Below are 26930 nucleotides of genomic sequence, written 5' to 3'. Positions count from 1 at the left end.
CCTGCCGGCTGACTGCCGCAGCAAACTGAAAAATGAGAGACTAATTTTCCCCCGGTAAATACTGGGGGATTTTCATATTTTGTCAAGATACGGATGATTACCTACTTACATTTTTACCATTTATACATTTCCATAAGAATCTTTACAAGCACATCCGTTCTATTTCGGATTTTATCCACCGTCCATTTACTTTGATTTACAACATCTTTATTCAGGTACAAACCATTTTTATATCCAATCTCTTTTGTTTTGTCCTTAGATTTTCTATCTCTTTTCTGGTCAAATGACATATTAGAAAGATTCTGATTATATCCAGTGATCGTCAAGTTACCAATTGTATGTACATAGTCCAGGCGATATTGCTTTGCCAAAGCAGCATTTCCATCTGCAATCATCTGAACCCATGAGGCTGGTATATTCTCTCCTTCTGGGAAAATATGTTCAATAGTCCATACATATTTTTTATTATTATCTCTCGCCCAAAGATCCGCATAAATTTCTTTTGTTTGATTTTGAGCTTCTATGCTACACAACATGAATCTTGTAGCTTCAGGATTTTCATCATAAACCGGCCCCCGTAATTTTTCTTCAAAAACACTGTCTGGTGCTGAAATTATCTGCAATCTATCATGAACCACTTGTACAATATCATTTCCCTGCAACATTTTCACTTCTGCAATTATATCCATAAATAACTGTGTAAGTTTTCTTGTATTAGGAACATCAGTTACATTACGGCGAACGAAAAACGTAATCAAAGCTCTAATTATTGCATTCAGATCTGAATCTTCCAGATTAAGTTTAGTCTGATTTGACATGAGGTACAACAACAAAATATAAGAAGGTGCACCAGCTATTCGGCCCAAGTCCTGCAATGCTTCTGTATATGTATAGACCTCATCACTGTTATTTACGATAACTGAATAACGCTCTGCTTTTTCAGACAAATCATCAAGGAGCCGTTTATAATTATCCTTTATCATTTTTTCGTAAATATCAAGAAGTGTTGTTCTTGTAGCAAGATACCCCAGATAGTAACGTTTATCGGTTTTAGGATATGGAGCATTTAATTCTTCTCTAAAAGCATTGTAATATTGTCTGAAAAAACGTTCCTGACCTGAATAATCATCTTGTCCAACACAGTTCAAAATATGTTTCCATTTTTCATAACTATTATCTGCATCAGAAGCATCTTCAGCCTGTGCAATTAAAGTATTTTTTATTAAATCCAATGCGGACAACGGAACGCCTCTATGATTCAATGATTCAAAAAGCATATACGCATCTTTATTTGTATCAACTTCAATTCCAACGAGAACGGCTGTCTCAAATTTACGAACAATACTAAAGAGTGCTCCCACTTCTGTTATGTTATGATTCTCATTCCTGATTTCTACAACTTCATCTTCAATCAATTTGCCGAAGTGTCTATAAGCTTTCGCGATACGTCGATTTCCAAAGTTTAACGGCTTAGCTTTTTGATCGGTTATAATCCCCTTATCATACAGAATATATGAAAAATCTTCGTCATTCATATTTTGTTTTTGAAGAAATAAACGTTGTTTGTATTCTGTTTTCTTCTGTCCATTAGCAATAAAATTTTGTCGTTTCTTGTTCGCTAATTCACATCTTAAATTGGCAAGATCATTTTGATCATCGTCATCCATTTCTGCTTTATGCTCAGACAGTTTATCATATAGTGCTGTTAAAAGTAACATCAACGTAGAAAAACGCTGCTGTCCATCAATCACCTCAAGTATTGTTCCATTTAAAGATCCGTTGTTTACGCAGATATATGACCCAAGGAAATAACCATAATCATTATCTGTAATATCGTTGAACAGCGCATCCCAATCATTGATTCCCCATGTATATTCACGCTGATATTTAGGAATCCTATAAATTTTGTCATTGTTAATTGAAAAAATTTCAGCCACGGTGGTTTGATCTACTGTTTTAATCATATTTGTAACCTCTCTACTTTTTTCTATTCTAAGATTTTAGTCCATTGCAGGCTTTTATACAAATTTCTTTCAGATTCCTACTGATATCTGCTTCCTTAAAATATTCCTCAGTGTCTCTTCCAAATACATACTCATAAACCTCTTGAACCAGTTTATATTTTTCTGTAAGTTTTTCTTCACAATCATCTCTTATGTCAATCCCGAAGCTTCTGAGAATATACTTTTTATAAATTTCTATTCTGGGCATTAAGTCAATTAAAATATTACTCTTTCCTTCCAAAAAAGCCTTTTTCTCTTTTGCATCGACCATATCTAAAAGAACAATGATTACTTCGAAAATATTAAGATACATCTTATCCTGACTAAATGCATCTCCAACATCTCGAGGTAGTGACTCAATGCTGCTTTTATAAATAAGTTTATCTCTAAGAGAAAATCCATAATAATCACTAAGTTCATCTGCAATTAGCGTTATCCAAAAACGCTCTGAATTGGTACACTGTACTTTTTGTTTCTGATACCAGCTAATCTCAGGCAAATTGATTGAAACATCAAAAAAACGATTCAAATATCTGGTTGCATCAAATTCGCTCCCATAATAATTTGAAATAGTATGTATCAATTGTTCCTTGTTCAATGATACTACAAAAATGATTCTTTCATCATCAAAATAATGTTTGATTCTTTCCAACATTTCAATTGCAAAAGACGGTTTGCAACGATCCAATTCATCAATAAAAACCACAAGCTTTTCAGCTTCTTCCACAATAATATCATTAAAGACATCGCGAACACATTCTTTGATATCTTCTTCTGTTTTGACTGCACTCAATATATCCATCTTTCCCTCTTGGAGATCTTTTATAATTGTAGCCGGATTTATCTTTTTGATTGAAATCGGCAGGGAAGAAGCAACTGCAAGCAACCGTTCACCGAGGGATTTCGTATTGATTTTCGTATTGTACGCCCCGCCACACTGTTTTGTCATTACGAGTAAGAGCGACATTAAGGGATCATTATGATCATCATACATCCACGCATTATAATAAACCGGCAAATAAATATGCTCCACTGTAGTCTCCTTTACAGCTACGCTTTCTTTTAAGTACTCATATGATTCTAAATCCTTTAATAGCTTTTCTTCCGTTTCCATTTGCTTTGCCCGGAAATATTTTAATGTTTCCTCTATCTGTCTGACAAAAAAAGTTTTTCCATCTCCCCATTTTGCATCCAAACTAATAAAAGCGTTTCCTTCAATCAATTCCAAACCTTCTATAAATTCCCGGATGTCTTTACCCCTATCAAAAGTGTCTTCTTTTAAAGATGTCCAGACATTTATATCTGTTGCCTCCTGAACATATTTTTTCATTTTTAACTTCGGTCCTCCTGATTATCGAATATACTTAATTTATTTTCTCATAGAAAGACTTGGAGTACAACCATCTATCTTGCATTTTACTACACCATTTTCTTTCAAAATAACGATTTTTGACACTCCCAAACAAAAAGTAAGAGCCCGCAAAACCCTTGTAAAATAAGGCTTTATGGGCTCTTACACCACAGGACAAAACCACCCCAAACGAGCCAAAAGGTGAATGTTCATTTTTTAAGATTTTGATTTTACAAGGTTTCTGCGGGCGCTGACTTTTTGTCTGGGAGTGTCAAATGGTGTGGTTTTTTGCGGAAATGGCGTAGTAAATGGCATAGTTAAGAGGGAAGACGTTAACCCTGGGGACATCTAGGATTATATTATGAGTGATTAATGCAAAAAGCGTTAAATACGGACAAAAATTATAGAGAATCGGAAAAATTTTCAAGGGTATAGAAAGAAGGTATCGGTGGCATTGAGAGATTCAATAAAATTATATCAGGATGTAGAAATGAGATTGAAGAAATAACGGCGGCATGCTAGAATGGCAACATGGGAAGCTATAGAGCCAGGCGGCTTACCCTCTGATTTTCGGAGGGGCTAACCCTCCGGACGAAAGAAAGGAGGGCGATGCCAATGTATGTTACATATGCTGATCTGATTCAGCTTTTAATATTCATTGTTGCCCTTGTTAGTCTTATTTATGAGATTTTCAAGGATAAAAGAAAATAGCCGCCAACTACTGCGAATAGCTGACGGCTAATGTCGAAAAACATTTAGCTTAATTAAATTGTACAAGGGTAGGTCGCTTCTATGGTTCCCCCCTTTTCTATTTTCAATATAGCATATCTGGCGGCAGGATTCAAGATATTGTGAAAAAAACGACGGCGTACATTTAGTGTAGTGAGTCATTTTTGAAGCAAATCAAAAAGTTGTAAATGCTAAGAAAGTCCGTAAAATAAAGCTTTACGGGCTCTGATGCCACAGCCCCCACCACACGGTAAGCGGTGAGTGCTAGTTTTTTAAATTTTCAGGATGTCACGTTTTCTCTTACCACTCTGCAGGGATTTCCGTAAGCGATCACATTGTCTGGTTACTACAGGGGCTGTCCGTGTTTTGCAGAATGCAAAAGAACCGTCTTCTTTTTTCTCCCCGAACCGCTCCGCTGCATTCATCGGATGAAACGCCGTATATATCTGAACATTTGGTGCGATCAGGGCATTATCACCTATCCTTATCTCATTGTCATCTAAAAACGTAAAGTTCATATTCACTTCACAGTTATTTCCGAAATAAATGTTATTGCCGTAATCAACATAGAACGGTGCTGTTATCCAGAGATTTTTTCCTCTTCCTCCCAGAAGTTCATTTGAAATCCGCTCCTTTTCCCGTACATCAGCCGAATCCGCCCGGTTATAGTCTCTTACCAGATCCTTTGCCCTATGCCACTGCCGCAGGAGCTCTGCACCACCGTAGTCATAAAGCTGCCCGGCAAGAATTTTCTCCCTCGTCATACTGCTTCTCCCCCTTCACCGCATACACCTCAATCCTACGAAACGACTCAAAGCAGGTCCCATCCTCCTGCCGCGTCTTTTCTATCATCGCTTCCGTTACCTCCCGAAGAAACGATTCCTTCATGTTCTCCGGAATATTTTTGATAAACGGCACGATGCTCGGCTGTTCTATCCATTTTGCCATTTCCTCAGCGGAAGGGAAGAATCTATCCCGGTTTGCGATTGAGACCTGTATTTTATCAAAACCTTTATCCGATATCAGCTTTTCATACTGCGCCTCTGAGGGCATAAACCAGGGCCATTCAAAATTACGGAAATATTCCGCGTACTTTTTCTCCGCCATCTTCCTCTGAATTACCTCAAAAAAGTTCCGGCAGTTTCCCTCTCCGGCAAAGCTCCAGAGGATAACTCCGCCCGGCTTTAGCGCTTTATAAGAACTCCGCAGCAGTCTCTCGTGGTCTTTCACCCAGTGCAGGGCCGCATTGGAAAATATCACATCAAATTCTTCCTTGAAATCCATCTTATTTATATCCAGATGCAGAAATTCCAGATTATCCTTTTCAATCTTCCCCGCCGTCTCAATCATTCCCGCGGACGCATCAATCCCCACAGTCCTTCCCGACGGGACCAGATCTGCCAGTTGTTCCGTAAGGATGCCGTCACCACATCCCAGATCCAGGATCCTTTCATTTCCCTTCAACACAAGCCGGGTGATCAGTTCCCTTCCCCACTCTTTCTGGTGAGTGGAAGCCCTCTTATACTTTTCCCCGTCAAACTCAAATGTTCCCATATCCGTTTTTCTCCTTATTTTCGTTTTTTCTCGTTCTTTTCTTGAATTATACTATCGCCAATGATATAGTTCAAATATATGATTTTTATAAAATATATAAATTGAATTTATAGGAGAAGTCATGGATACGTTTGAGAATCTGTCAAAGTATAAGATCTTTCTTGCTGTTGCCGAGAACAAAAGTATTTCGAAAACCGCGGGGCAGTTATATCTGTCCCAGCCCGCGGTCAGCATTGCTGTTAAAAAGCTTGAAGAAAACCTCAACACCACACTGTTTCTCCGCAATCCCAAGGGCGTGGAACTGACGGAAAAGGGACGGGTACTGTATGACAGTGTAAAAAGAGCCTTTCACATGCTCTCTGACACAGAAAATGCGCTCCGTTTTCCGGAACGAACCGGATATCTGCGGATTGCCTCCAGTAATGTGCTATGCAAGCATTTCCTTCTTCCTTATCTGAAAGTATTCACCGGGAAATATCCGAACACGGATGTGTCCATCACCTGTACCTCTTCGGCACAGGCATGCGCCATGCTTAGAGAATGCAGCATCGATCTCGCTCTTGGGGCAAAGCCGGAAAATACAGGGAGCGCAGAATATCACTCGCTCGGCAGGATCGAGTATATTTTTGTCTGCGCTCCTTCATATTTTCAAAAATTAAACTGTAAAAATGACGATATATTTCAATACGGCAATATCATGCTTCTCAACAGAGACAATGTTTCCCGGCAGCACATCAATGCTTATTACAGCCGGAACAATATTGAGCCGCTTCATATTCTGGAAGCCAGTGAAATGGATCTCCTGATCGAATTTGCCAAAATGGGAATCGGTATATCCTGTGTCGTCAGGCAGTTTGTCTCAGAAGAATTAGCCTCCGGCGCTCTCATGGAAATCGAGCTGTCTGATCCGGTTCCTCCGCGCGAGATCGGGTTTTTATACAACCGGATTCAGCCCTTTAACGACAATATCAGCCGGTTTATTAACACAACCCCGTTTACTGCTTTCTAGCACGCCGTTTTAGCCTCCATTATTAATAAGTACCGTTAATAACTGTTGATATAAATTTATAATATATCAACATGTTTCCAACCTTTCCCGCCGGTGTTATGATTACGGAAGAATGGAGAGATCATAATGAAAAAAGAAGATTTGAAAAAACTGATCGACACCGCTGCCGGACGGATTCCGGCTGACACTGTAATCAAAAACTGCCGCATTGTCAACGTATTTTCCGGAGAAATCACAGAGGGGGACATCGCCATTTGCGGAAATCAGATCGCAGGCATCGGCGACTATGAAGGGAAGGAAGTGGTTGACGCAGAGGGGCGTTTTGCATCTCCCGGTTTTATCGACAGCCACATCCACATCGAATCCTCTACGTAAGCCCGGAGGAGATCGGACGCCTCCTTGTTCCCCACGGCGGCACCACGATCATCGCCGACCCTCATGAGATCGTCAACGTCTGCGGAATCCGCGGTCTGGACTATATGATGGATGCAGCAGAAGGTACGAAACTGGATATCAAATATATGCTGCCCTCCTGTGTTCCCGCCACGCCTTTTGAGCACGCAGGCGCTGTCATCAATGCGCCGGAGATGAAGGAGCCCATCAAAAGGGAAGGGATCCTCGGGCTCGGCGAATTCATGAATTTTCCTGGTGTCATTCAGGCGGACGACGCTGTTCTCGACAAGCTGATGACTGCCAAAGAGGAGGGAAAGCTGATCGACGGACACGGCCCCGGAATCACCGGGAAAGAGCTGAACGCCTATGCCGCCGCAGGAATCCTCGCGGACCACGAGTGTTCCACTGTGGAAGAGATGAAGGACAGGCTTGAGCGGGGCATGTATATTCTCTTAAGACAGGGATCCGCATGTCACAATTTAAGAACGCTCCTCAAAGCTGTGACGCCGGAAAACAGCAGAAGATGCCTGCTCTGCTCCGATGACCGTCAGCCAAAGACCATTCTCCATGAAGGTCATCTGGACAATCATCTGCAGATCTGCGTAGAGGAAGGACTGGATCCTGTGACGGCGATCCGCATGGCCACCTTAAACGCGGCAGAGTGTTTCCGTCTCTATGACAGGGGCGCAATCGCGCCGGGGTACCGGGCGGACATCGTTCTCCTTGACGATCTGAAACACTTCCATGTCAACCGGGTCTGGATCGCAGGAGAGCTGACCGCGGAGGAAGGAAAATATCTCCCGGAGATCCAGGTTCACGACATTTCTTCCGTGAAAGGAAGCGTTGTTGTAAAAGACTTCTCAAAAGAGAAATTTAAAATGCATCTGAAATCCGGTCACGTCAACGTCATCGGCATCATGCCCGGCGGTGTTGTGACAAAGAAGGAAACTGCAGATATCCGTCTGGATGAAAACGGAGAATTCATCCGTGATCCGGAAGTGGATCTTGTAAAGGTTGCCGTTGTAGAGCGGCACCAGGGAACCGGAAACGTAGCCTGCGGATTTCTGAAAGGATACGGGATCCGCAAAGGAGCCGTAGCACTCTCCGTGGCCCATGATTCCCACAACATTATCGTTGTCGGCGTCAGCGACGAAGAGATGGAATTCGCTGTCCGAAGCCTGATTGAGCAGGAAGGCGGTATCGTTCTTGTAAAGGACGGAAAGGTAATCGAGAGCATGCCTATGCCAATCGCCGGACTGATGAGCGACCGGAGCGGCGAATGGGTGGATCACAAACTTACGGATATCCATGAGAAAGCATATACCGAGCTGGGCATCAGCGGCGTGGAACCGGTCATGACACTGTGCTTCATGTCCCTTGCCGTAATTCCGGAAGTGAAACTGACGGACATGGGCCTGTTCGACGTAACCACATTTTCCTTTATTCCCACGGAAGCATAATCCTCTCCGTCTTCTTTTCATCTGCCCGGATATATATAAAAAACCGGCAGAGTATTTTCTTCAGTGAATACCCTGTCGGTTTCTTTTTGTCTTTCTGTTATTCAGTTCTCTCATCTTCCCGTGTACCTCTTACCATTATTTCTTAAGCAGACGGTACACTTCGTATGCGCTTGTATTGCCGTTCATCATCATAAGTCCGGCGCTGATTGTTGCAGCATTCTCTTCCAGATATTTTCTCAGTCTTTCTTTCAGGGAAGTCTTATTCCTTCTTGCTCCTGCATATGCGTTGTTATTTAATGCGATTGTACTCATATCAATCTCTCCTTTTCTTGTTTAGGTGTTTTCTGTTTACGCCTATTATAATAGCTCAGGAAATCCATGGAAAACAGTCTGTTTTTTGACTACTTTTAAGTCGATATTGACTTATTCTTCTGTTTTCTGTATTGTAAAAAGAGGGAAATACAAAGAGAAACCATTCTCACAGGGAAGGAGCGACTGACATGGCACAGCCATATTACGAGACATTTCAGGAAATCAATGAGCTGGGAATCCAGCTTGCTTACTCCACAACACCGGGCGGATACCATCCGCTTCACTGGCACGAGGAAATCGAACTTCTGTATCAGCTCAACGGAGACGCCACCATCCAGATCGAAGGGAAGAAATACCAGATACCGAAGAAACATCTGACAGTCCTTGAGTCCCGCGAGGTACACAGCACATATACATACAGCGATACATCCATGTTCATATGCGCCCACATTTCCCGGAAATATATGGAGAAATATCTCCCGGACATCGAGCTTTACCAGATCCACTGCATTCCCGATGAGATCACCGACGAACAGTTTCCGGAATACCTGGCCGTCTGTCAGCGCATGGAAGATCTCACCCGTCTGTACATTGAAGACGCGCCTGCATTTCTCATGGAAGCAGAGGGGATCATCATGCAGGTGCTTGCCCATCTGTTCCGCTACTTTTCTGTCAGAAAAGCTGCAAATGCATCTCCGGTAGACCGGCTTTCACTGGATCGTATCCGCAGCGTGATTTCCTATGTGGAAGAACATTTTCAGGAGCAGATCTCTCTGCAGGAGATCTCGGACCACCTGGGACTTGGCAGGGAATATTTCTGCCGCTTCTTTAAGAAAAACATGGGCATGTCCTTTCTCCGGTATGTCAACGAAGTCCGGGTATCCCATATCTATCAGGATCTGCTCCGCACCGACGCGCCTGTTGCCGAGCTGGCGGAACAGAACGGCTTCCACAACCAGAAGCTGTTTAACCGCACTTTTAAAGAGATCTACGGGTGTACGCCCTCGGCTGTGCGAAGACAGCAGTCCGCCCCTCTTCCCGCAAAGGGATAATCTGCAGGCATCTCACGTAAGCATGGGCTGCAGGCATCTCACGATCTGCTCTATGGTTCTCACAAATGTATCCGTGTCTGCCGACGGATTCGCCAGAAATGCATGATAAGTACCCTGGATACAGTATGAAAGAAGTATATTTTTCTCCACATCGTTATAATCCGGATATTTCCGGAAAATCAGCTTTTTCAGCTCCCGGTCAAGCTGGTTTCCGAAGTGGTTCTGCTCTTTTCCGGAAAAGAGGATCTTAATCAGCGAGATCTGGGACATGAAGGCGAGGCAGAGCCTGCGCGTAAATTCATCGGAAACTTCAAATGTATACTCTTCAATATGTTCGACACTGCGGATAATGGACGTAATGGTCTCATGCTCCATCGCTTCTGACAGCGCATAAATATCTGTATAATGAGAATAAAATGTTGATTTATTGATACATGCAATAGCGCACAGCTCCTTTACCGTAATTTTCTCCAGGGGCTTCTTTGACCGCAGTTCGATAAACGCGTTTTTGATGGCTTTTTCTGTCTTTTCAATCCGCAGATCCGTTTTTTTCTCCAATATATTCTTTTCTGTCATAATAAGACCGCCTCCTTCTGATACTTTTACTGTATATCCCGTATTTCCCTCGTTTTTATCGTTTCCCGACAATTATCAGACATAAGTTGTTTTTCCAACTGATATCCGAAATTGTCGGTGGACGTTTTCACCTGCACTCGTTAAGATGATTATACGATAAAAAGCAACTGCTGTCGATTAACTATATTATGCAGCCAGGAGGTATCTTATGGATTTTTATGGATTTTACACCGGAAAGATTTTTGATGCATACCGCTATCTCGGAGCACACGCGGCAGATAAAGGAGTGACATTCCGCACATTTGCCCCCTCCGCCTCGAAAATATCGGTAATCGGGGAATTCAGCGAGTGGGAGGAAATGCCCATGGAGAAAGTGCATGACGGCAATTTCTGGGAATATTTCTCCCCCAAAGCCGCTCCCGGAATGATGTACAAATACCGGATCTACGACCAGTCCGGCCAGTGGATCGACCACTGCGATCCCTATGGATACGGCATGGAACTGCGCCCGAATACCGCATCCATCATCCGGGATATGAACGATTTTACATTTGACGACGCGGTCTGGATGAAGAAGCGGAACGTCTGCTACGACAGGCCCCTGAACATCTATGAGATGCACTTCGGTTCCTTCCGCAAGCCCTCCGACGAACCGGACGCCTGGTACAGTTACGCGGAAATGGCGGATATTCTTATCCCGTATCTGAAAGAGAATGGATATAACTATGTGGAAATCATGCCCCTGGGAGAATATCCCTGCGATGAATCCTGGGGCTACCAGGGCACCGGATTCTTCAGCCCCACATCCCGGTACGGCACCGCGGATCAGTTAAAAGCTTTCGTAAATGCCTGCCACAGAAACGGGATCGGCATCATCCTTGATTTCGTACCGGTTCATTTTGCTGTGGATGACTATGCCCTGGCGCGCTATGACGGCACCGCACTGTATGAATATCCCCACTCCGCCGTGGGTTACAGCGAGTGGGGGAGCTGCAATTTCATGCACTCCCGGGGCGAGGTGCGCAGTTTCCTGCAGTCCGCCGCCAACTACTGGCTCACGGAATACCATATCGACGGACTGCGCATGGACGCCATCAGCCGGATCATCTACTGGCAGGGCGATCCGGCAAGGGGAGTAAATCAGAATGCCGTGGAATTCGTAAAATATATGAATGGCGGCCTGAAAAAGCTCCACCCGTCCGCTATCCTGTCAGCCGAAGATTCCACCTGTTTTCCGGGCGTGACGAAAGACATTGCCGACGGAGGACTGGGCTTTGACTACAAATGGGACATGGGATGGATGAACGATACCCTGGACTATTTCCGCACTTCCCCGGAATACCGGAGTGAAAATTACCACAAGCTTACTTTCTCCATGGCGTACTACTATGATGAGCGCTACCTGCTCCCGCTCTCCCACGACGAGGTTGTCTATGGGAAAGCGACGATCCTCCAGAAAATGTACGGGGACTATGACATGAAATTTCCGCAGGCCCGGGCATTCTATATGTATATGTACGCCCATCCGGGCAAGAAGCTGAATTTTATGGGGAATGAGATCGGACACTTCCGCGAGTGGGACGAAAAGCGCGAGCAGGACTGGAATCTTCTTGAATATCCTGCCCATCAGAATTTTCACAGATTCATGACAGACCTGAATCATTTTTATCTGGAACATCTGGCTTTTTCCGAACAGGATTACAGCCTTTCCGGTTTCCGCTGGCTGGAATGCAACGCAGAAGATCTGTGTGCCTACGCTTTCACCCGCATCGGGAAAAAGGAGACGGTCACGGCAGTCTTTAACTTCTCTGACCGGGAACTGGAAGATTTCTCACTGGAACTGCCGGATACGGGAAGGCTGCAACGGATCTTCACAAGCGAGCTTGCCTCTTACGGAGGAAGAGAAGCCAAGCTGCAGAAAGAACTGCTTCCCGATCCGGATGAAAACAGGTTTCATTTCCGGCTGAAACCGTTTTCCGCGGAATATTATCTGAATGTACCGGAGAAAAAATAAATTTTCAAAACCGTCTCATTGCACTGTACTCTCTTCCCCGGTATAATCAGGGCAGGAAAACATACAAACCAGGCATGAAATGTGATTCACCGCAGGCATTGGACATACTACGTACAGAAGCTTTACAATGTAATTATCATGTTTCAGCAAGGAGGCCATATATTATGAAATACACAAAATTGGGAAATTCGGATCTGAATGTCTCGCGGATCTGCATGGGATGCATGGGATTCGGTGACGCAGCACACGGACAGCATTCCTGGACTATCGATGAGGAACACACGCGTGAAATCATCCGCCGCGGGCTCGAACTTGGAGTGAATTTCTTCGATACCGCAATCGCATATCAGAGCGGCACAAGCGAACAGTATCTCGGACGTGCCCTGAAGGACTTTGCAAAGAGGGATGACGTAGTTGTGGCAACAAAATTCCTGCCGCGGACGGAGGACGAGATTGCTGCGGGAATCACCGGGCAGCAGCATATCGAGCAGATGATCAACCAGAGCCTTAAGAATCTGGGGATGGATTATGTAGATCTGTATATTTACCACATGTGGGATTATCAGACCCCGCTCTATGATATTATGGAAGGGCTCAACAATGTGGTAAAAGCAGGAAAAGCCCGCTATATCGGCATTTCCAACTGCTTCGCATGGCAGCTTGCCAAAGCGAATGCACTGGCAGAAAAGGAAGGATTTGCAAAATTCGTATCCGTTCAGGGGCATTACAATCTGATCTTCCGGGAAGAAGAACGGGAAATGGTTCCGTTCTGCCGGGAAGAGAATATCGCTCTCACACCCTACAGCGCACTTGCCGGGGGGCGTCTGTCAAAGCACAGGGGAGAGACATCCAAACGCCTGGAAGAAGACAGTTACGCCAAACTGAAATATGACAGTACGGAGGAACAGGATCAGGTCATCATCGACCGCGTTGCCGAACTGGCAGAAAGAAAAGGCGTATCCATGACCGAGATTTCCCTGGCATGGCTCCTGACCAAAGTGACTGCTCCGGTTGTCGGCGCTACAAAACTTCACCATATCGAAGGCGCCGCAAAAGCAGTGGATCTCGAACTCACCGAAGATGAGATCACCTATCTGGAAGAGCCTTACGTTCCCCACAGACTGGTTGGTGTGATGGCTCAGAATACACAGGTGTCCGCAAAAGATGACCATGTGTGGAGTACCGGGGAGCAGAAGATCGGTGAAAACTGATCCGGTGTGAAAACCGATCACAACCGGCACTGAAAGATAAAGTCTCTTTATTTACAAGGCCACGCCGCTTTGGAAAGACGCTGAATATGAGCATGCTCAGTTATTTTCTTTCCATAGAGAATCTGAAAGAAGACAGCCGGAAAGCCTGCGCACAGATCAGGGAGAACAAATACATCGAAGGACTGCAGGCAAAGGGGTATGACTGCGTAAAAGGATACGGAATATCTTTCAAATATACAGTTCACATTCTTTCCGCTCGGAACATACCTTTTTCAGCATGGTATTCACAGCAGCCAGCATTACGCTGTTAACCTTCCGCGCAGAATGAGGGCAGACAGAAATACAACGCATACAGGAAATGCAGACTTTGCTGTCAACCTTTCCCGGATCATCTTTATCGATTGCCTGTACCGGGCATTTTTCAGCGCACAGCCCGCATTTTACACATTCCTTCGTGGGCTTTGGCACCATCCCGGCTCCGCCGCCCTTTTTGTACGGGCGATTGCCCGGGATCTCCGGTTCCGAAAAATCCTCTGCTTCCAGCTTTGCCCTGATTTTATCGGCAAAATCATGAAGTTCTGCCTCATCCTTTGCATCCGGCCGGCCTGCTGCAAACTGCCGTGCAATCGAATGTTCCGCGATGGCAGCGACTGCTGATACAACAGAGAATCCGGCCTGTTTTGCAGTGTCCTGCAGTTCAACAAGCGTGTCTTCATAAGCACGGTTACCGTAAACACAGACAAGAACGGCCTTCGCCCCGTTTCCCCGGACAGCCGCAAGGCGTTCTGCCGCCGTCCCCGGCACACGTCCTCCATAGGAGGGAACAGCAATTACCGCCACATCATTTTCCTCCAAAGAAACTTCAGAAAAATCCGTTCTGCTGTCAGTAAGATCAACCGTCTGAACTTCTTTTCCTATCTCATTTGCCAACATATCTGCCGCTTTTTTTGTTCCGCCAGTAGGGCTGAAACAGATTTCATATACTTTCATCTCTGATTTCCTCCTATTCTTCCTTTTTCCCGCTGCCTGTCTCAGTTTTTCATCTCCGTCATCCGAAAAACTTCCTCCAGGCTGTTATATCTGTTATCCGGCTTCTGCCCGTCACTTTCTCTGACATATTTTCCTTCACCGCCGTCTTCTGCCAGTTCCAGAACCAGCGGCTCTCTGAAAATATTTCCGTCGCAGGACATCACCTGATCAATAAACTTTGCATCCTGGCGGACATCAATGCAGATCAGCGGATGCTGCTGATTCTGCCGTACTTTCCGGACATACTGATAGATTTCCTGTGCCGTCTGCGACAGGATCTCGTTTTTCCCGACCAGAAACGCGAACTGCGGCTGCAGAGCCCTGATTCCCGACAGCCACATTCCATTCAGGATATTCTCCCGTTCCTGCTCTCCATAACGGGAATAGATTCCGTACAGCATTCTTGCCTTTCTGAGATTCCGGCAGTTTTCCGCCATATATTCATCGTCCGGAACGGCAATCATTACATTTCCGCAGCCGCCTGCTGCACGGATGAATACCGGAGACATTCTTCCCCTGTCCGTGTAAAGCACAAATGCACATTCTGCCTGTTTCCGCAGAACTTCCAACAGCATTTTCTCTGTATTTTCCGACATTTTTCCTTTCAGGAATACCAGATAGCTATAAACGCCCAATGCGGTTCCTTCCCGGAAAATCTGCAGATAATCTTCTGTCCGTATCCCCGGCTCTTCCGAATTTATCCGAAGCGCCAGAGCCCATGGAACATGGAAGCCTTTCTTTTTTTCCGTCTCCCGGATCGTTTTGACTCCTTTTGTACACCCGTTATATCCCAGGTTCATTCCCAATGTAAAGAGGATATGTCTGTCTACATTTGAAAGGATATCTTTTGCCAGGTCATAATACGCGCTGTCCTCATTCTGCAGTATCGTCTGGACGTCTCCCAGAAAACGTTTCTGGAAACTTCCTTTTGCAAAATTCACCCCTGCATCCACCAGATTGCGCACAGAACGCCCGGGGGAATTCTGTGCGTCTGCAATCGTTTTTCTTACCACCGAACCAATCAGGATCCGGTTAATATCATCTGACATTTATGCATCTCTTTCCCACAATTTATCCGCCTGCGGCTTCCAGTTTTCCGCATATGGAGTACATCTGTCGCAGAGTGTGTCAACCTGTTCCGGCGCCTCGTAATCCGTAGATTTCGCACCGGTATCCTTTACCATCTTCCGCAGTTTTTCCGGATTTTCAAGCATCGGACAAGGTCTTAACATATTTTCATTGAACGGCTGTCCGTCATGGTATGCCATAAAAATCGGGCTCTTGAGCGCTTCAAGCAGCGTACAGTTCCTGATATTTGCATTGGAATAGTGAATAAATACGCATGGCTCCACATCGCCGTTTGCCGTAATATGAAGGTATCTTCTGCCTCCCGCGATACAGCCGCCCACATACTCCGCATCGTTCTGGAAATCCATGGAGAAGATCGCCTTCGTCTTCCGGAACTCCCGGATCCTGCGGTAGACTTCCGTCCTCTGCTCCGGAGTGGGAAGAAGCTCCGGCACTGCGCCCTGTCCTACCGGCATATAATGGAAGAACCAGATGAAGAGCGCGCCTGCCTCCATGATCATATCGAAAAATTCTTCGCTGCTGATATCTTTATAATTCTGGCTTGTATAGCAAGCAGAAATTCCAAACGGAAGCTTGTGCTCTTTCAGCAGCTTCATTGCCTTCATTACCTTTTCATATGCTCCCTGGCCGCGGCGTCCGTCATTTGCCATCTCAAATCCTTCCAGACTGATCGCCGGGACAAAATTCTTCACACGGAGCATCTCCTGACAGAACTCCTCATCGATCAGCGTGCCGTTTGTAAAGCTTAAGAACTCACAGTCTGAATGCTTCTCGCACAGCCTGATGATATCTTTCTTCCTTACCAGCGGTTCTCCGCCTGTGAAGATATACATATATGTACCCAGTTTCTTGCCCTGGGAAACGATAGAATCCAGTTCATCCAGTGTCAGATTCAGCTTGTTGCCGTACTCTGCCGCCCAGCACCCGGTACAGTGAAGGTTGCAGGCAGAGGTGGGATCGAGCAGAATCGCCCAGGGAATGTTGCATCCCTCTTTTTCTTTCGTACTCTCCTGGATAGCACTTCCGGAAAGACTTGCATTTACGATAAAATTCTGGAAAAATGTGTCGCGCACACCCTCATCCAGATTCCAAACCTTCATAATCAGCTCATACCAGTTATTTTTCTGGTCAATGGCACTGTGAAATGCCTTCCTCTGACCTTCATACCATCCCTCAGGCGCCACTTTGTCTACCATATCGAGGAGCTTCGGAATATTGGTCTCCGGATCCTTCCCCAGATACTTCCACGCCTGGTTCAGTGAGGCAGCAATCGCTGCATTTTTTGCTTTTTCCACAAGACTGTTCATTAAAAAAGACCTCTCTTTCGTATTGTGCTGTTTATTTATGGTTTTTCTTAATTCAGAAATATTTTAGGTCTTCCGGGCAAAAAAATCACCGGGCAAAAATCTTCCGGTGTCAAAAAATCGGACAGTTTATAACAAATTGTTACATTTTTTGACACTTTTCGATTTTTGTCCGGTTTTCACTCATACAATCCCCGCCGTACTCTCCTCCAGTTTCTGCTTCGCCGCCCGTATCTCCGCGACTTCCGCCTCCGTCACCTTATCCAGTCTGCACTTCGACACCATTTTCTGCAGGGTGCTGCTGTCCGCCTTGATCTGTTTCTTCCTCTGTTTGTCGAGCTGTTTTCCCATGCTCCGCACCGTCTGCTCTGTCTGGTTAAGAAGCCTCTGGGATTCGTTCAGAAGCTCGGCCGCATCCAGGCGCACCTGATCCTGGGCCGCATAGTTCTGAGCGTCGTGAATCGCCTGCTGGATCTCGTCCTCGGACATCCTGTCGTTTGCCGTGATGGTAATGGACTGTTCTTTTCCCATATCCAGATCCTTTGCAGAGACTTTCAGGATACCGTTGGCATCGATATCAAATGTAACCTCGATCTGGGGCACGCCCGCAGGCGCAGGCTTAATCCCTTTCAGCTTAAACTTGCCGATCGACTTGTTGTCTCTCGCCATGGGACGTTCTCCCTGAAGGACGTTGATCTCCACATTTCTCTGAAACGGCGCCGCAGTAGAAAAGATCCGGGAATATCTGGTGGGCAGGGTCGTATTTCTCCCCACAAGCCTGGTGGCAACACCTCCCACCGTTTCGATGGAAAGGCTTAAGGGTGTCACATCGAGAAGGAGCAGTTCCTGCCCGGTCCCCGCCGCAATCAGGCCTTTGCCCTGGAGGGTGCTTCCCATGATCGCCGCGCCCTGGGCAACACATTCATCCGGGTTGATATTTTTCGAAGGCTCTTTTCCTGTCAGAAGCCTTACCTTTTCCTGTACCGCCGGAATTCTCGTAGAACCTCCTACCAGAAGGACACGCCCCAGCTGTGACGGCTGGATATGGGCGTCATTAAGAGCATTGCGCACCGGATCCGCTGTTCTCTCGATCAGATCGTTTATCATTTTTTCAAACTGTGCCCGGGTCAGCGTAAGGTCCACGTGGACCGGTTCCCCCTTCTCCATGGTCAGATAGGGAAGAACGATCTCCGTACTCTGGGACGCCGACAGCTCCTTCTTTGCCTGCTCGGCTGCATCCCTGACCCTCTGCATGGCTGCAAAATCACGCCGCACATCGCAGTGATACTGATTCCGGATCTGATCCACCAGCCAATCCGTTACCCTCGCGTCAAAATCATCACCGCCCAGATGGTTATCCCCGGCCGTTGCCAGAACCTCGATAACACCCTCGCCGATCTCAATAACAGACACATCAAAGGTTCCTCCTCCCAGATCGTAGACCATAACCTTCTGGGGTTCCCCGTGGTTCAGCCCGTATGCCAGCGCCGCGCTGGTAGGCTCGTTGATAATACGCAGGACATTCAGCCCCGCGATCCTGCCCGCGTCCTTGGTTGCCTGTCTCTGCACATCGTTAAAATAAGCCGGCACGGTAATCACCGCATCGTTCACTGTCTCCCCGATAAACTCTTCCGCATCTTTCTTAAGCTGCATCAGAATCATGGCGCTGATGGTCTGGGGCCGGTAGTCTTTTCCGTCAATCCGGCATACCCAGTCCGTACCCATCTGCCTCTTGATGGAGCTGATCGTCCGCTCCGGATTGGTCACTGCCTGGCGTCTTGCACTCTCTCCCACCAGGCGCTCTCCTTTTTTGGTAAATGCAACAATACTTGGCGTAGTCATGCTGCCGGATGATGCCGGTATGATAACCGGCTTGTCATTTTCCACGACGGACACACAGCTGTTTGTCGTCCCCAGGTCGATTCCTATTACTTTTCCCATTGTGATATAACCTCGCTTTCAATCTGTAAAAAATAGTAACACACCGATGCCGGAAGTCAACGGATTTTAGAATCATTTCATTGAATGCACAGATATTTCACACTTTTCCGCTGCATTTGCCGTCATTCTATCCCGTCCGACAGGACAAAATGATTTCTCTTTACCCGGATCAGACCGTCTTTCTGCATCCGTCCCAGCTCATTCGAGAGAGCCGACCGGTCCACGCCCAGATAATCGGCAAGCTGCTGCCGGTTATAGGGAATATCGAACTCTGCCCCGCCGCACTGCAACGCCTGCCAGGACAGGTAGGACAGTAGGCGCCCCCGGATGGTTTTGGAAGATGTATGGAAGATTTTCCGGGAGAGATTCAGGTTTTTCCTGGCGGAAACGGCAAGCAGATTGCGGATCAGCCTGCTGTGGGAGCCGCAGGAATCCGGACAGGTTCTGAGAATCCGCGCCACGTTCAGGAACAGGATATCCGTCTGTTCCGCAGCTACCACACTGACCATCAGCTTCTCTCCCGGAACACATGCATAAGTCTCTGCAAATATTCCTCCCTGCCCCACATGGTCCAGGATCGTCCGGTTACCCCATACATCGTCATTTTCAATAATCACGCTGCCGGAGATCACAACGCCCAGCGACGTGACCGTATCTCCCATATGAAGGACCGTCTCCTCTTTATCAAAATGTCTTTCCTCCGCGCCGAGGCATTTCAGCATTCTCTCTGTTTCCGCTGCATCTGTTCCCTGAAAAAGAACCGTTTGCGACAATTTCTGGTAATTCATTTTTTCTCCTTTTTTGTTGTTTTAACAACAGAATTCTCCGTATGTTTTTATTATACTCACATCACAGAGCCGCACAAGGCTTAAATTTTTTTCAAAGGAGACAATACAGTATGGAAAATAGAATGTTCTGTTATCAGTGCCAGGAAACCGCGGGATGCAAAGGCTGCACCATGTCCGGCGTCTGTGGGAAAACACCGGATGCCGCCGCCATGCAGGATCTGCTCGTATATGTGACAAAGGGGCTCTCCGCAGTGACCTCGCAGCTCCGCCGGGAGAACAGCGGAGAAGGCGGAGACACCGGAAAAATCTCCCCGGCGGTAAATCATCTGATCACAACAAATCTTTTCATGACCATTACCAATGCAAATTTTGATAAAGAAGCCATCACGGCAAAAATCCGGGAAACGCTGGAAGTAAAAGAAACGCTTCTCTCGCAGGTCAGCGATACTGCCGTTCTGCCGGAAGCTGCCCTGTGGAAAGGCAGTGAAGATCAGTTTGAAACAAAGGCAAAAACTGTTGGCGTTCTTGCCACAGAAGACGAGGATATCCGCAGTCTCCGGGAGCTGATCACCTATGGGCTGAAAGGGCTCGCCGCCTACACGAAACACGCAAACGCCCTGCTTGCAGACAACCCGGAAACGGACGCATTTATCCAGCACGCCCTGGCTGCTACTCTGGATGATTCCCTCTCTGCCGACGACCTGGTTTCCCTTGCCATGGAAACCGGAAAATACGGAGTGGACGGCATGGCTCTTCTGGACAGAGCCAATACTTCCGCCTACGGAAATCCGGAGATTACCCGGGTAAAGCTTGGCGTGGGAAACCGCCCCGGCATCCTGGTGTCCGGACACGATCTGCGGGATCTGGAAATGCTTCTCGAACAGACGCAGGGAACCGGCGTGGACGTATATACCCACTCGGAAATGCTGCCCGCCCACTACTATCCCGCATTTAAGAAATATACGAATTTTATCGGGAATTACGGAAATGCATGGTGGAAACAGAAAGAAGAGTTCGAGAGCTTCAACGGTCCTGTACTCATGACAACCAACTGTATCGTGCCGCCAAGGGACAGCTACAAAGACAGACTGTACACCACCGGAGCCGCAGGATATCCCGGCTGCCGCCACATTCCGGGAGGCCCGGGAGAGAAGAAAGATTTCTCCGTCCTTATTGAACATGCAAAACACTGTGCACCGCCCACTGAACTGGAGCAGGGAGAGATCACCGGAGGATTTGCCCATGCACAGGTTCTCGCCCTGGCAGACCAGATCGTTGAGGCGGTAAAGTCCGGCGCCATCCGCAGATTCATCGTCATGGCAGGCTGTGACGGACGGGCAAAGTCACGGAACTACTATACCGATTTTGCGAAAGCACTTCCGAAGGATACTGTAATCCTGACCGCCGGATGCGCCAAATATAAATATAACAAACTTGACCTCGGAGATATCAACGGAATTCCCCGCGTCCTGGACGCCGGACAGTGCAACGACTCCTACTCCCTGGCAGTCATTGCCCTGAAATTGAAGGAAGTGTTCGGGCTTGACGACATCAACGAGCTGCCCATCTCCTACAATATCGCCTGGTATGAACAGAAAGCGGTGATTGTCCTCCTCGCTCTGCTGTATCTGGGTGTCAAAAACATTCATCTGGGGCCAACGCTTCCCGCTTTTCTCTCGCCCAACGTGGCAGATATTCTCGTAAAGACATTCGGCATCGCGGGGATCGGGACTGTGGAGGATGACCTGAAGGTGCTGTTATAATCCCCTCCTCACCGTCACCCGCACGCCGTCGGCAATATTTTCAATCTGCAGCTTCATCCCGTGGAGCTGCAGAATCCTTTCTGCCAGATACAGCCCCAGGCCGAAATGCCTTTCCCCGGCAGTTTTCTTCTCTTCGCTGTATTTCTCCCTGCTGCGGCTCCTGTTTCCGGTGTAGAACATCTCGCAGACATGGGGCAGATCCTCCGGGGAAATATTGTCTCCCGTGTTCTCAATCACACATTTCTCCCCTGTCAGACAGATACGGATCTCTCCATCCGGACGGTTATAGACGGCTGCATTTGACAGAAGATTCCGGAATGCCAGAGTCAGAAGCTCCCGGTCACCTTCCAGGAAAATATCACTTTCATAACTGCATAACACTCTGATGTGTTCTGCCTGCTCCGCAAGCCCGGAAGTCTCATCTTCCAGAATCTTCCTGAGTGACACCTGTTCTTTCTTTATCACCAGTTTTTCCGAATCCAGCCTGGAGATACGGATCATCTCTTTCACCAGACCGTCCATTTCCTCCGTCTGGCTGATCATCTGCTGCAAATAATAATCCCGTTTCTCCGTGTCGGGATTGTCCAGAAGATTCTCCGCAAATCCCCTTATCACACTCAGAGGAGTCTTCATCTCATGTGCCATGGCGTTGGTAAAATCCCGGCGGCGCTCCTCCATCTGCGCTCTCTGGCGGTAGGTGCGCTCCATCGCAATAATCAGAATGACCGCACAGGCCGCCGCAAAGAGGAGACTGCCCAGGTAGACATATTTCAGATAATCCATGGCTGCCAACCAGGGATGAGCGTTGGAACGGACGAAGAGCGTGTAGTACGTTCCAAACTCAGACAGTTCTTTTTCTGCAAGATCTCCGTCCCCGACAGCATTTCCCGATTCGTTTTCCGGATGCGGGATCCAGATCATCCGCTGAGCACCTGTTTCAGCCAGCTTCTGCTCCTCCGCATAGACTGCAAAATCTCCATTTTCCTGATATCCGGAGCGGATCTTCTCCGGGAAAGGATCTTTCTCCTGTTTCTCCTTCCACTGCCGCCACAAATCTGTGCCGGGATCCTCCTGCCTCTGTGCGGCTCCCGGCAGAAACAGCGCCGTTCTCCAGTGATTTACTGCGATTCTGTCAGATGTGTCCCCTGTCTGAATATCTGGATTCTGCCAGTACCACTCTGTCTTTGTCGCATATTCTCCCGGCTCTGTCAGGCTTTCGTAATTTTTCATCACCGCGATAAGACGAAGATCCTCGCCATTGCGTGTCAGATAAAAGTTCATTCCGATTCCCGAATCCGGGGCTGTCCAGTATTCCGCCAGTGTATTCAGATCGTCCTCCGCCATATATTCGTCCAGATTAAAGGTTCTCTCGTATTCATTTCCGTTCTCTCCGTAAATTGCCGCCACCAGCAGACTGCATGACTTGGCGGCAAGCCTCCCCTCACTGTCATATATCCCCGCAGAGAGCAGATGATACCGGGAATTCCAGCCTGCAAGTCCTCTCCCGATGGCAGCATAAAGGCTGTCTGTCACACGTTCCTCATCTTCTGCCATCCCCATCTCCTGCAGGGAAATGATTCCGCTCTCCGCATTCTGTTTAATCTGCTCTGCCACCGCGGCAGCATCGCTTTGAAACTCAGCAGCGTAACTCTCCTGTACAAGCCATGTCATAAGCCCCATACTCAGCAGATACAGGGCAGCAAAAGTCAGTATCGCTGTTCCCCGCATTTTTCTATTTGTCACCTTCTTTTTCCTGCCTGTTTCCCTCTCTTTCCGGTTTATATCCTTCTTCCTCATAAAGACACCTCCAGTCTGTACCCGGCCTTCCGCTCGGTCCGGATCCTGCACCCGCTGCCTTCCAGGGCTTTCCTGAGCTTTTTGATATGATTGTCCACCACCCGCTCATTCCCCTCGAAATCATAGCCCCAGAAACGGATCAGAAGCTGCTCTCTGGTGAATACCCGGTTCGGATTCTCCAGAAAAAAGTGCAGAAGATCATACTCTTTCGGCGGGAGCTGTACCACATGCCCCCGGATCCGGACTTCCCGTGTACGGAAATTGATCTCCACACCGCCTCTCGTCAGCCTCTCCATGCTCTCCATGGGAAGTTCTCCCCGCATCCGCCCCATCATCGCCATGACTTTCGCATACAGCACAGGCAGGGAAAACGGTTTCGTTACATAGTCATCTGCCCCGGAAGCATAGCCGCGCAGTTCATCCTCCTCCATCACCCGCGCTGTGATGAAGAATACCGGCACGTCGCTTAACTCCCTCAATTGTCTGCAAACTTCAAACCCGTCTTTTCCCGGGAGCATAACATCCAGGAGAACCATCTGCCAGGAATCCCGCTCTGCCATCTCAAGAGCCGTCTCACCGTCATGGGCTTCCCTGACCTGCCATCCCTTTCCCGTAAAATAATCATTCACCGCTTCCGCCAGAAGCAGGTCGTCCTCCACAACAAGCAGCTTAGGCTTTCCGCCGTTTTCCGTTTCGTTCCTCATATCCGTCCCCTCACATTCAGCCGTTTTCTTTTTCTGTCTTTATGATACAGGATCATTATATCTTTTCTGTATCCTTTTCGAAAGACAGCGGGCGCATTTTCCAAAGAAAACCTTCCCGAAGGGAAAACTGTGCCGGCATGCGGACCGAATCCGCTGCATAACGGTATTTTCCTGTTCAGAGAATAAAAAAGATCAATTTTTTGCCCGATTATGTTAATTTCGTCCCTCTTGACATGTAGTGCTATATTATAAGTGTAACAAAGAAAAAACGTAGTTCAGTGATTGGAGGAAAAGATAAATGAATACTTTAAAAGCTGAAAGAAGAGACATGTCAATCAAAGCAAAAAAACTCAGACGTGAGGGATTTGTTACGGGCTGTATATTTGGCCGTGAAATGAAAGAAAGCATCCCCCTGAAGATGGAGAAATCCGCAGTAGAACGTCTGCTCAAGGAAGAGGGCAAAGGCGGACAGGTGATGCTTGAAGTAGAAGGTCAGACATACGACGCGCTGATTAAAGAAGTAGATTACAATCCGCTCAAAGGCCAGGTCGATGAGATCGATTTCCAGGCTCTCGTAAGCGGTGAGAAAGTACATTCTGTTGCAGAGATCCATCTGGTAAATCTGGACAAGCTTGTTGCAGGAGTGCCGCAGCAGATGCTGCATGAAGTTGCATTCAAAGCACTTCCGTCCGCACTGGTAGAGAAAATCGAACTGGATGTGGGAGATCTGAAAGTCGGAGATACAATCCGTGTGAAAGATCTTGACATTGCAAAAGATAAAGATGTTGATCTGTCCACAGATCTGGAAGCAACTGTTGTAACAATTACCGAGGTTCATGCATCAGCTGCTGACGTAGGTGAGGAGACAGACGAGGAAGCCGCTGCAGAGTAATGCCCCGCTTTCGGTCATCTGTTGGATCATATAAATAATACAGAATCATAAATTTTATAAATTCTGCGCCTGCAAAGGCGCATCGAAGGTCCCGTTTCCGGATGAATCAGAGATATCCGGAGGCGGGGCTTTCTTTTGTTTTTCTTGTATTCGCCCCGGTTCTGACTTATACTTAGACCATAAGGGTTAAGCACTATGTTCACCGTCCGAATAATAGAACCAGGGGGTAAAATATGGCAAGAACAGTGGGAATCGGACATCAGGATTTCGAAACTGTCCGTAAAAAGAATAACTTTTATATTGATAAAACCGAATTCATCCGTGAATGGTGGGATTCCGATGATGCTGTAACACTGATCGCACGTCCCAGAAGATTCGGCAAGACACTGAATATGAGTATGCTGGAAAAATTTTTTTCGGCGGAACATGCCGGAAAAGGGAACCTCTTTGAAGGGCTGGCGATCTGGTCATATGAAAATTTCCGGAATATCCAGGGAAAATTTCCTGTTATTTTTATCAGCTTCGCCAATGTAAAAGAAACTACATTTGCCCAGGCAAGAGAAAGTATCTGCCGGATCATTCAGGAAGTCTATGACCGCCATGCTGATCTGCTGGGAACCGATCTCCTTACTGAAAATGAAAAAGCAGAATACAGAGCAGTCTCGCCGGTTATGAATGACAGCACTGCCTCTGTCGCGCTGCGGAAAATGTCGGATTATCTGAGCCGCCGGTATGGACGAAAAACAATTATTCTCCTTGACGAATATGATACCCCGCTGCAGGAAGCATATATCAACGGTTTCTGGCAGGAACTGATGTCATTTATGCGTTCTCTGCTTAATTCCACTTTTAAAACCAATCCCTATCTTGAACGCGCAGTGATGACCGGTATCACAAGAGTCAGCAAGGAATCCATCTTTTCCGACCTGAACAATCTGGAAGTTGTAACCACGACATCAAAAAAATATGCAGACAAGTTTGGGTTTACGGAAAAAGAAGTTTTACAGGCATTAAAAGAGTACGGCATGACGGACAGAGAAAAGGAAGTCAAAAAATGGTATGACGGCTTTTCTTTCGGCGATATAACAGATATCTACAATCCCTGGTCCATCATCAATTACCTTGATAAAAAGACAGCAGCCCCCTACTGGGCAAACACGAGCAGCAACAGCCTGATCGGGAAGCTGATTCAGGAAGGAAATATACAGATAAAAGAATCCTTTGAGCAGCTGTTAGACGGACAGACAATCACTGCGGAACTGGATGAACAGATCGTATATGCCCAGCTGGATCATGATGAAAGCGCAATCTGGAGCCTCCTCCTTGCCAGTGGTTATCTCGCAGTGAACAGTATCCGGACCACTGTATCTGAATATGGGACATGGAGGCAGCTCTATGAATTAAGGCTTACCAATTTTGAGGTTAAAATCATGTTCCATAACATGGTGCGCAGTTGGTTTGCTCCCGCGGCCGGCGATTACAATCTGTTTATCAAAGCATTTCTTTCCGGAGATGTAGAGACTATGAACACCTACATGAACCGGGTTGCCGGCAGGATATTCAGCTATTTTGATGTAGGAAACGGTTCAGAAGGACACGAAGAACCCGAACGCTTTTACCATGGTTTTGTGCTCGGGCTGATTGTGGAACTGATTGACAGATATGAAATCAAATCTAACAGAGAAAGCGGTTTTGGAAGATACGACGTTATTCTAAGACCCAGAAATTCAAATGACCATGCAGCAATCCTGGAATTCAAACTATTTGATGCCAGAAACGAGGATTCACTGGAAGATACCGTACAGCGTGCTCTCCTGCAGATCGAGCAGAAAGGATATGCCACTGAACTGCTGGAAGCAGGAATCCCGGAAGAGAATATCAGAAAATACGGGTTTGCTTTTCAGGGGAAAAAGGTACTGATCGGTGAGGGGAATCAGGAGCATTCATGAAAATGCTTCT

Annotated in this window: 19 protein-coding genes and 3 pseudogenes; 9 read left to right on the top strand and 13 right to left on the bottom strand. The window is 46.8% G+C overall.

Going from position 1 to position 26930, the window contains the following annotated elements; genetic code table 11:
* Positions 1-113 precede the first annotated feature (113 nt).
* The 4 genes and pseudogenes from B5F07_RS17275 to B5F07_RS17260 form a co-directional block, all read right to left on the bottom strand.
* On the bottom strand, positions 114-1964 hold the full coding sequence (locus tag B5F07_RS17275) for a DUF262 domain-containing protein (RefSeq protein ID WP_087162455.1): 1851 nt from the start codon (positions 1962-1964) through the stop codon (positions 114-116).
* Between the two features lie 28 nt (positions 1965-1992).
* Positions 1993-3333, bottom strand: coding sequence for a KAP family P-loop NTPase fold protein (locus B5F07_RS17270; RefSeq protein WP_087162454.1), 1341 nt, complete (start codon positions 3331-3333; stop codon positions 1993-1995).
* Positions 3334-4363: 1030 nt separating this feature from the next.
* A pseudogene (locus B5F07_RS17265) lies at positions 4364-4847 on the bottom strand (maltose acetyltransferase domain-containing protein).
* A complete protein-coding gene (locus B5F07_RS17260; RefSeq protein WP_087162453.1) occupies positions 4810-5637 on the bottom strand; it encodes a class I SAM-dependent methyltransferase in 828 nt (275 codons plus the stop codon). Before B5F07_RS17260 ends, B5F07_RS17265 begins: the two are co-directional and overlap by 38 nt.
* Before the next feature lie 121 nt (positions 5638-5758).
* On the opposite strand from B5F07_RS17260, the gene B5F07_RS17255 reads away from it, so the two are divergent.
* Both B5F07_RS17255 and ade read left to right on the top strand, forming a co-directional pair.
* Positions 5759-6646: a LysR family transcriptional regulator gene (locus tag B5F07_RS17255; protein WP_087162452.1), complete on the top strand. Its 888-nt coding sequence runs from the start codon at positions 5759-5761 to the stop codon at positions 6644-6646.
* A 126-nt stretch (positions 6647-6772) separates the two neighbouring features.
* Positions 6773-8499 (top strand): annotated as a pseudogene (ade, locus tag B5F07_RS17250) (adenine deaminase).
* A gap of 135 nt (positions 8500-8634) precedes the next feature.
* On the opposite strand, the gene B5F07_RS22670 reads toward ade, so the two are convergent.
* Complete coding sequence (locus tag B5F07_RS22670) at positions 8635-8811, bottom strand: hypothetical protein (RefSeq protein WP_162613161.1); 177 nt, start codon at positions 8809-8811, stop codon at positions 8635-8637.
* Between the two features lie 188 nt (positions 8812-8999).
* On the opposite strand from B5F07_RS22670, the gene B5F07_RS17245 reads away from it, so the two are divergent.
* Entirely contained in the window at positions 9000-9863 is an 864-nt protein-coding gene (locus tag B5F07_RS17245) for an AraC family transcriptional regulator (protein WP_087162451.1), read from the top strand.
* A 12-nt stretch (positions 9864-9875) separates the two neighbouring features.
* Here B5F07_RS17245 and B5F07_RS17240 read toward each other — a convergent pair whose 3' ends face one another.
* On the bottom strand, positions 9876-10439 hold the full coding sequence (locus B5F07_RS17240) for a TetR/AcrR family transcriptional regulator (protein WP_087162450.1): 564 nt from the start codon (positions 10437-10439) through the stop codon (positions 9876-9878).
* Between the two features lie 208 nt (positions 10440-10647).
* Here B5F07_RS17240 and glgB point away from each other — a divergent pair, with 208 nt between their 5' ends.
* From glgB to B5F07_RS23590, 3 genes and pseudogenes are all read left to right on the top strand, one after another.
* Positions 10648-12453 carry a 1,4-alpha-glucan branching protein GlgB gene (gene glgB / locus B5F07_RS17235; protein WP_087162449.1) on the top strand — a complete coding sequence of 602 codons (1806 nt, stop codon included), beginning with the start codon at positions 10648-10650 and terminating at the stop codon, positions 12451-12453.
* Positions 12454-12617: 164 nt separating this feature from the next.
* Positions 12618-13664 (top strand): aldo/keto reductase, encoded by a 1047-nt coding sequence (locus B5F07_RS17230; protein WP_087162448.1) that lies wholly within the window; start codon positions 12618-12620, stop codon positions 13662-13664.
* 38 nt (positions 13665-13702) lie between these two features.
* Positions 13703-13778 (top strand): annotated as a pseudogene (locus B5F07_RS23590) (AAA family ATPase); the annotation flags it as partial.
* A 114-nt stretch (positions 13779-13892) separates the two neighbouring features.
* Here B5F07_RS23590 and B5F07_RS17220 read toward each other — a convergent pair.
* From B5F07_RS17220 to B5F07_RS17200, 5 genes are all read right to left on the bottom strand, one after another.
* Positions 13893-14654 carry a 4Fe-4S binding protein gene (locus tag B5F07_RS17220; protein WP_087162446.1) on the bottom strand — a complete coding sequence of 254 codons (762 nt, stop codon included), beginning with the start codon at positions 14652-14654 and terminating at the stop codon, positions 13893-13895.
* Between the two features lie 41 nt (positions 14655-14695).
* The gene (locus B5F07_RS17215) at positions 14696-15742 is read right to left on the bottom strand and encodes a hypothetical protein (protein ID WP_087162445.1); all 1047 of its coding nucleotides are present in this window, start codon (positions 15740-15742) and stop codon (positions 14696-14698) included.
* Entirely contained in the window at positions 15743-17089 is a 1347-nt protein-coding gene (locus tag B5F07_RS17210; protein WP_087162444.1) for a radical SAM protein, read from the bottom strand.
* Positions 17090-17269: 180 nt separating this feature from the next.
* On the bottom strand, positions 17270-19027 hold the full coding sequence (gene dnaK / locus B5F07_RS17205; RefSeq protein ID WP_087162443.1) for a molecular chaperone DnaK: 1758 nt from the start codon (positions 19025-19027) through the stop codon (positions 17270-17272).
* Positions 19028-19149: 122 nt separating this feature from the next.
* Positions 19150-19815, bottom strand: coding sequence for a Crp/Fnr family transcriptional regulator (locus B5F07_RS17200; RefSeq protein ID WP_087162442.1), 666 nt, complete (start codon positions 19813-19815; stop codon positions 19150-19152).
* Between the two features lie 110 nt (positions 19816-19925).
* Here B5F07_RS17200 and hcp point away from each other — a divergent pair, with 110 nt between their 5' ends.
* The gene (gene hcp / locus B5F07_RS17195) at positions 19926-21578 is read left to right on the top strand and encodes a hydroxylamine reductase (RefSeq protein ID WP_087162441.1); all 1653 of its coding nucleotides are present in this window, start codon (positions 19926-19928) and stop codon (positions 21576-21578) included.
* On the opposite strand, the gene B5F07_RS17190 is transcribed toward hcp, so the two are convergent.
* Together B5F07_RS17190 and B5F07_RS17185 are read right to left on the bottom strand one after the other, a co-directional pair.
* Positions 21573-23375 carry a sensor histidine kinase gene (locus B5F07_RS17190; protein ID WP_087162440.1) on the bottom strand — a complete coding sequence of 601 codons (1803 nt, stop codon included), beginning with the start codon at positions 23373-23375 and terminating at the stop codon, positions 21573-21575. The two genes, hcp and B5F07_RS17190, sit on opposite strands and share 6 nt — an antisense overlap.
* Entirely contained in the window at positions 23372-24079 is a 708-nt protein-coding gene (locus B5F07_RS17185) for a response regulator transcription factor (protein WP_087162439.1), read from the bottom strand. Before B5F07_RS17185 ends, B5F07_RS17190 begins: the two co-directional genes overlap by 4 nt.
* 298 nt (positions 24080-24377) lie before the next feature.
* Between B5F07_RS17185 and B5F07_RS17180 the strand changes: the two genes are divergently transcribed.
* Both B5F07_RS17180 and B5F07_RS17175 read left to right on the top strand, forming a co-directional pair.
* Positions 24378-24971: a 50S ribosomal protein L25 gene (locus B5F07_RS17180; RefSeq protein WP_087162438.1), complete on the top strand. Its 594-nt coding sequence runs from the start codon at positions 24378-24380 to the stop codon at positions 24969-24971.
* A gap of 233 nt (positions 24972-25204) precedes the next feature.
* A complete protein-coding gene (locus tag B5F07_RS17175; RefSeq protein ID WP_087162437.1) occupies positions 25205-26920 on the top strand; it encodes an AAA family ATPase in 1716 nt (571 codons plus the stop codon).
* The last annotated feature ends 10 nt before the right edge of the window (positions 26921-26930 follow it).

The organism is Lachnoclostridium sp. An169 (assembly GCF_002160525.1).
Lineage (GTDB): Bacteria > Bacillota > Clostridia > Lachnospirales > Lachnospiraceae > Mediterraneibacter > Mediterraneibacter cottocaccae.
The sequence above is the reverse complement of the archived record's forward strand: the minus strand, read 5'-3'. Positions and strand labels throughout refer to the sequence as shown.